Genomic DNA, 6,701 nt, shown 5'->3' on the forward strand with positions numbered 1-6,701 from the left:
TACCGATACGTTCTCGAGCGGGAGGAGTTGCCGGTTGAGGCTCGCGAGCTCAAGCCGCGCGTCATAAGGTTGACCGACGAGCAAAAGCAGACGTTGAGGGAGCGGGGCGAGCGAGCGACGTACGCTGTCCCGGAATCGTTTTGGCAAGGCAAGTCGTACAAGGACTTGCTGGAGGAGGCGATGAGGGAGAAGTATGAAGCTCTTGCTTGACACGAACGTTCTCGTGGACTACCTCGGGGCGCGACGGCCGTTTTGCGATCAGTGGGAGCTGATCAACGCTTTGCAGATGACGGGATATGCTGAGCTGTGGGCTTCGGCCGAGTCGTACACAGATGCGTTCTGCCTGCTGCGCAGGGCCGTCGGCTCTGAGAAGCTTCAGGACATGTTTTTCGAAAGCCTCTCGTTTGTGAGGGTGTGCTCGGTGGACGAAGGCGATATTCGCAAAGCGGCGGAGCGATCATGGCCCGATTTCGAAGACTGCCTGATCGCCGTATGCGCCGAGAAGGTGAAAGCAGACTACATCATCACGCGCGATGCGGGCGGGTTCAAACGTTCGAAAATACCGGCAATGGATGCGCCATCGTTTTTCACGATGCTCGAAGAGGATTATGGCATCGTCTACGAAATGATCGACTGGTAGCATGGGGCATTCTTACGCGTCCTCCCTTTCGGCGAGGACGGGATTGGTGTAGCGGCTGCGGGCTTCGGTGCTCTTCCCGTATTGGATGGCGCTGGTGGGGCAGCGGTGAAGGCAGGCCAGGCACCGGGTGCAGCCCATCTCGGCCCAGCGCGGGGTTCCCTCGATGAGCGTGATGGTGTTGGTGGGGCAGAGGTCGGCGCACTGTCCGCAGCCGATGCAGGTGGGCAGCGTGTGGAATTTCTTGGTGGAGCAGGCCTTTTCGTCTCGGTCCATGACCAGGGACGTCAGCACGCCGAAGGGATGGCGGTGCTCGGCGCGGACCTGCTCGCGGGCCTTGATGCGCAACGCTATGCGACGCGCTTCGGCGTCGGCTTGGGAGAGCCGCGCGGCGCGCTCCTCTCCTTGGGCGGGGTCGTAGAGGTAGGCGCAGTTGCCCACGGACCTCACGCTGAACGAGGCGTCCAGATTGATGCCCTGCCTGCGCAAAAGCCGCTTGGCGAACGAGCGCGCGGTGTTGCCCACGAACCCGCCGCAGGTGACGACCGCGAAGCAGTAGCACGGCGCGAACGCCTCCTTGTTGCCGGTGCGGAAGTTGGCGCGGCGGACGAACTCGTCCACGATGGCGGGCGTGGTCGCGTCGTAGGTGGGGAACACGAACCCAAGGGGCTCTTCCTGCTCAAGGGTGAAGTCGAAGTCCTTGTACTTGCACGCCGCGCCGATGTTGACCAGCATATCGCCCGTCTCCTCGGCGATGATCCGGGCAGCGGCCAGCGAGTTGCCGGTGCCGGAAAAGTAGAAGATCATGGTGCGTCCTTTCTGCGTGCGTTCGTACCCCCGTCCAGTATAGCAAAGCGCCCCTGCGCCTGCCCGCTTCGACACGCAGGCGTTTCGAGCGGCATGCGCGCAAGCCGCGAACCGCAAGGCCGAGCCGCGAACTGCAAGGGCGAGCTGCGAGGGCGAGCCGCAAATCGCGGAGGGCGGGCTGCGGGGCGCCGCGCCGCGCGTCGCTTCCGCGCGGCTTTAGCGCAGGGCGGCGGCCGATCGGGGTTGGAATGTTTCACGTGAAACATTCGTTCCGGTTCGCGCGGTCTGGTATGATTGGCGGAAGACGCGGATGCGAAAAGCGAGGAGGATTCCATGGCGGAAGTGCTGTTCGTGGAGTACCCGAAGTGCACCACCTGCAAGAAGGCGAAGGCGTGGCTCGATGCGCACAACGTGGCGTATGCGGACCGGCACATTGTGGAGGACAATCCCACGGCCGACGAGCTGGCGGCGTGGCATGCGAAAAGCGGGCTGCCGCTGCGCCGCTTCTTCAACACGAGCGGCATGCTCTACCGCGAGCGCAACGTGAAGGCGCTTTTGGACGCCGGCATGGCCGATACGGAGGCGTACGCGCTTTTGGCCGAGAACGGCATGCTGGTGAAGCGCCCCATCGTGGTGGGGAAGGACTTCGTGCTGGTGGGCTTCAAGGAAGCCGAGTGGGAGGCCGCGCTGCTCTAGCGCAGCATACTGCCGGGGCTAGAGCGCGTCGCGGGTGCGACGCGCCGAACCAAAACAGAGCAGGCCGGGCCGGAGCGCGTCGGCTGGCATGGCGTTTCGGTTGAGGCTCAAGCGCGGCCGATGGGCGCGCCGCGCCAGCCGGGGCTAGAGCGCATCGGTGTCGAGCCAGAGGGTGAAGGGGCCGTCGTTCACAAGGCTCACGTCCATCTGCGCGCCGAAGCGCCCCGTTTCCACGTGCGGCACGTCGCGCCGGGCGCGCTCCACGAACAGCTCGTAGAGGCGGTTCGCCTCGTCGGGCGCGCCGGCCTGCGTGAACGAGGGGCGGTTTCCCTTCTTGCAGCTGGCGAACAGGGTGAACTGCGACACGATGAGCACCTCTCCGCCCACATCCGCAAGCGAGAGGTTCGTCTTGCCGTCGGCGTCCTCGAAGATGCGCAGGCGGGCTATCTTGCCCCAGAGGCGCTCGACTTCGGCCTCTGCGTCGTCGTGGCCAACGCCGAGCAAGATGACAAGGCCGCGCCCTATCTCGCCGACCGTTTGCCCATCTATATCCACCTGCGCGCGCTTGACGCGCTGAACGACCGCCCGCATGCCGCCTCCTGCCTTCGATGCTTTTAGGGTTTTCGACCTGCCAGTATAGCATGCGCTTGGCCGCCGCCTGCCGCCTGCCGCCGGGTTGCCGAGGGCTGCGTGTGCCGTGTGCGTACCGCGTTGAACTGCCTTTGGCAGTAGTGTGGTCGTCCATCGCTGTCGGTTTGCGCGTGCTTGGTGTCGCGCACGTGTGATAGCGACGAATTCGCAGCCGGCGCCGTTCGCCGCCTTGAATGGGACCCGGGCGCGTCCGCCGGCTTGGCTCCGGTGCTCTGCTTGCCTGCTGCGGCGTGTCGGTTGTGTGCGCCGTGTTTACCGGGCGGGCACCGGAGTGTATAACGGAGGCCAGATTGAAGGCGCTTGCGGCGGCGTTGCGCTCGCGCGAGATTGCGGGAAAGGACGGAGCATGGATTACGCCATCGTGTACGACAGCGGCACCGGCAACACCGAGGCGCTTGCGCACGCCGTGGCCGATGCGCTGCCCGAAGAGGGGCACCTTGCGTTCGGACGCGTGGGCGAGGTGGACGCGTCGGCCGTTGATCGGGCCGGACGCGTGTACGCGGGCTTTTGGACGAATCGCGGCGACTGTTCCGACGAGATGGCCGAGCTTCTGGCCTCGCTTGAGGACAAGGAGGTGTTCTTGTTCGGAACGGCTGGCTTCGGTGCGGACGAGACGTATTTCGCGGGCGTGGCTGCGCGTGCGGCCGCCCATCTGCCTGCTTCGGCGCGGATCGCGGGTTCGTTCATGTGCCAAGGGCGCATGCCTCAAAGCGTGCGCACCCGCTATGAGCGCCAAGCGGAGGAGAATCCGGCCCAGGCCGCGCGCATGGCCCAGCTCATAGAGAATTTCGACGAGGCTGCCTCGCATCCCAACGCCGACGACCTGGCGCGTCTGCGTGCGAAAGTTCAAGCGATCGGCTGAAACGACGAAGCAGACGGAACGGGGACGACCATGGCGAACCTCGCCGATTTGCCCAACATCGGTCCGCATCTGGCCGAGCGCCTGATGGAGGCGGGCGTCGAGGCGTCCGAGGATCTGGTGGCGCTTGGAGCCGAGCGGGCGTGGCTCAAGGTGCGGACCATCGATCCGGGCGCGTGCCTGCACATGCTCTACGCGCTCGAAGGCGCGGTGCGGGGTATTCCCAAAAAGGAGCTGGATCCGGCGCGCAAGCAGCAGCTGAAGGAATTCGCGAACGCGAATCGGCCCGCCGACGCGTGACGCGCCGACGGGCCGGTGGGCACGCCGCGCGCTCGGAGCCGCGCGGCGCACCTGCAAAGACGGGAGGCGCTTAGAGCTTCACGTGCCCGAACGTGATGACGGAGTAGACGGCTCCGGCCACGCCGAGGGCCAGCACCACGCCCACGATGACCTTGTCCGACGTCTTGGCGAACAGCTTCGCCTGCGGGTTATGCTGCCGCACGCCCACGATGTACAAAGGCAAGCCCACGGCGTAGACGATGCATGCCACCATGAGGTAGTTCAACCCGGCGGCGTAGACGAGCCACAGCCCGTAAAGCGACCCCGCCGCGCCCGTGAACACCGCCATGCCGCGACTGGCGAAGATGCCCTCCGGGTAGTCCTTCTTGCACGCGATCTTGAACAGGAACAACGTGCAGAACAGGTAGCAGGGCAGCGCCATGACGCTGGTGATGCTGATCATGGTGGTCCAGGCGTTGCTGCCGATGAAGAACGAGACGATGAGGACCGCCTGGATGACGATGGTCGTCCACAGAAGCGCCGTGGAGGGCGAGCCCTGCTTGTTCTCCTTGGCGAACGCCTTGGGGAAGATGCCGCTTTTCGAGGCGGCCAGCGGCATCTCGCCCAGCATGAGCATCCACACGAGCCACGAGCTCAGCACCGAGACGATGACGCCGGCGTTCACCATGATCTCGCCCCAGCTGCCGAACTTGTCCAGCATGATGGCCGCCATGGACGGGTCGGCCATGGCGCCGATGTCGGCCTGCGAGTACACGCCGAGCGGCAGAAGCGACACAACGATGTAGAGCGCAAGCGTGACCAGAAAGCCGATGGTCGTGGCCTTGCGCACGGCTGCCTGCGACTTCGCCTTGCCCGACACCACCACAGCACCCTCGATGCCCAAAAACAGCCAGAGCGTGACCAGCATGGTGGACGCCACCTGCGGCATGACGTTGTCGAAGCTGAAGGACAGATCCACGCCGCCGCCTGTGCCCCAAAAACCCTCCAGAAACACCGAGAGCTTGAACACCGTGGCCACCGCCACGATGAAGATGAGCACAGGCAGCAGCTTGCCGATGGTGCCGATGATGTTCAAGAAGCTCGTGGACTTCGCGCCGCGCAGGGCGAGCGCGTACATGATCCATGTGATGACGGACCCGCCGATGATGGACGGCACGTTGTTGCCGCCCGCGAAGTCCGGCACGAAGTAGTTGAGCGTGGCCATGATCAGCACGGCGTACGCCACGAGCGCGAAGCAGTTGCAGATCCAGTACCCGTAGGCCACGAAGAAGCCGATGAGCTTGCCGAACCCTTTCTCGGCGTAGGAGTACAGGCCGTTGGTGAGTTCGGGCCGGGCGGCCGAGAGGATGCGGAACGTGTTGGCGATGAACCAGATGCCCACGCCCGTGACCACCCAGGCGATGATGATGGCGCCTGCGGAGGCGTCGGCGGCCATGTTCTGCGGGAGGTTGTAGATGCCCCCGCCGATCATGGCGCTGATAACGATGCCCACAAGGCCTATGAGCCCGACTTTCTTGGCGTCGTCGGAAGGCGCGGCGGGCGCGGCGTTGCCGGCAGGGTTGGGGCCGGCGCCGCCGGCGGGCGTGCTTGCGGGCGCGCCGCCTGTGGCGGGCGTTGTGTTGGCGGCCATGGCGCGCTACCTCGGCAGGTCCGTGAGCGGCTCGAAGTCCATCTGCTCAAGCCACTCGGACAGCTGCAGGTTGTTGAGAGATGCGAAGCCGGTGGCGGGCACGGCGTCGCGCGCGAGGGTGACGTAGGGCCCCACGGTGATGGCGTCGCCTATCTCGCCCGGCCTCATCATGCGGTGGGCGAACGCCACGTAGGTGCGCTCGAACAGCACGCTGGAATCGCGCCCGCACTCGATGACGGACCAGACGATCTCGCGGCGATGGCGCTCCAGGTAGGCCAGCATGTCCTCCTCGCTGTCGTTTTCCGTCCACACGCCGGCGTCCTCGATGAACAGGTCGGCGGCGAAGTCGCGGTCCGCGGACAGCGAGATGGCGATGAACGACCACACGCCGTAGGCTTCGCCCGCGTCTGCGCGAAGCGGGCGGTCCTCCTTCGGGCGGTAGGCCGTCACGCCCTTGTTCGCGCAGATGACGTGCGCGCCGGGCAGGGGATGGAAGCGGCGGTTCTCGGCGGTGCCGAACAACTCCACGCCGGCGTCGAGCAGAGGCTGGGCGTCGAACACCTCAAGCTCGCTGCCGTCGAACTGCTTTTCCGTGAACAGCGGCTTGCCCGTGTTGGAGGCTATCGCGTCGTGGCGGGCGAGGTCGTAGCCCCACACCTGGCCGGCCATGCCGCAAAACGACGAGGCCGTGAGCATGTTGATCTGCCCGATGTAGGCGTCGGCCGTTTCGGCCTTGTCGTAGGTGACGATGCCGTCTATGAGCGCGTCGCTCGTTTTCTGGACGGTGCCGGCCGACACCTTGAGCACCGACACGTAGCCGTTGCCGTAGGCGCCGGGCATGCCGTAGCCGTCGCAGTAGTCGTCGTAGGGGCTGATGGCCGTCTTGTCGATGTGGGGCGCGCGCATGACCGTGCGCCGGTTGTGCGTCCGGGCGATGGTGCGGTTGCGCCGCTTCTCGAGGCTTTTCATGGGGTGGGGCTCCTTTCGTCGGAATCGGACAGGCGCCGATTGTAGGGGCCGGCGCGCGTCCTCCTCTGCGCATTGCGCGTCCGATGAAGAGCCATACCCGGGACGCTGCCATCACGTTGCGCGGACGAAGCGTCCTTGAAATCTTACGTCTG

General features: G+C 65.4%; 9 protein-coding genes. 5 read left to right on the forward strand and 4 right to left on the reverse strand.

Features of this window, described 5'->3' with window-relative positions; translation table 11 throughout:
* Both ACWKY3_RS11920 and ACWKY3_RS11925 read left to right on the forward strand, forming a co-directional pair.
* On the forward strand, nt 1–210 hold a 210-nt coding region (locus ACWKY3_RS11920; protein WP_449316624.1), incomplete at its 5' end, for a hypothetical protein.
* Entirely contained in the window at nt 194–640 is a 447-nt protein-coding gene (locus ACWKY3_RS11925; protein WP_449316625.1) for a PIN domain-containing protein, read from the forward strand. The genes ACWKY3_RS11920 and ACWKY3_RS11925, both read left to right, overlap by 17 nt.
* 12 nt (nt 641–652) lie before the next feature.
* On the opposite strand, the gene ACWKY3_RS11930 is transcribed toward ACWKY3_RS11925, so the two are convergent.
* Nucleotides 653–1,444, reverse strand: a complete 792-nt coding sequence (locus ACWKY3_RS11930; RefSeq protein ID WP_449316626.1) for an EFR1 family ferrodoxin — start codon at nt 1,442–1,444, stop codon at nt 653–655.
* A gap of 333 nt (nt 1,445–1,777) precedes the next feature.
* Between ACWKY3_RS11930 and ACWKY3_RS11935 the strand changes: the two genes are divergently transcribed.
* Nucleotides 1,778–2,140: an arsenate reductase family protein gene (locus tag ACWKY3_RS11935; RefSeq protein ID WP_449316627.1), complete on the forward strand. Its 363-nt coding sequence runs from the start codon at nt 1,778–1,780 to the stop codon at nt 2,138–2,140.
* A 144-nt stretch (nt 2,141–2,284) separates the two neighbouring features.
* Here ACWKY3_RS11935 and dtd read toward each other — a convergent pair whose 3' ends face one another.
* Nucleotides 2,285–2,731, reverse strand: a complete 447-nt coding sequence (gene dtd, locus ACWKY3_RS11940; protein WP_449316628.1) for a D-aminoacyl-tRNA deacylase — start codon at nt 2,729–2,731, stop codon at nt 2,285–2,287.
* Between the two features lie 406 nt (nt 2,732–3,137).
* Between dtd and bilS the strand changes: the two genes are divergently transcribed.
* Nucleotides 3,138–3,653 (forward strand): flavodoxin family protein BilS, encoded by a 516-nt coding sequence (bilS, locus tag ACWKY3_RS11945; protein ID WP_449316629.1) that lies wholly within the window; start codon nt 3,138–3,140, stop codon nt 3,651–3,653.
* Between the two features lie 30 nt (nt 3,654–3,683).
* Nucleotides 3,684–3,950, forward strand: coding sequence for a TfoX/Sxy family protein (locus ACWKY3_RS11950; RefSeq protein ID WP_449316630.1), 267 nt, complete (start codon nt 3,684–3,686; stop codon nt 3,948–3,950).
* A 70-nt stretch (nt 3,951–4,020) separates the two neighbouring features.
* Here the strand turns inward: ACWKY3_RS11950 and ACWKY3_RS11955 are convergent, their stop codons facing one another.
* Entirely contained in the window at nt 4,021–5,580 is a 1,560-nt protein-coding gene (locus ACWKY3_RS11955; protein WP_449316631.1) for a basic amino acid/polyamine antiporter, read from the reverse strand.
* A gap of 6 nt (nt 5,581–5,586) precedes the next feature.
* Nucleotides 5,587–6,549: a histidine decarboxylase, pyruvoyl type gene (gene hdcA / locus ACWKY3_RS11960; RefSeq protein ID WP_449316632.1), complete on the reverse strand. Its 963-nt coding sequence runs from the start codon at nt 6,547–6,549 to the stop codon at nt 5,587–5,589.
* Nucleotides 6,550–6,701: the final 152 nt, after the last annotated feature.

This window comes from Rubneribacter sp. (assembly GCF_965361815.1).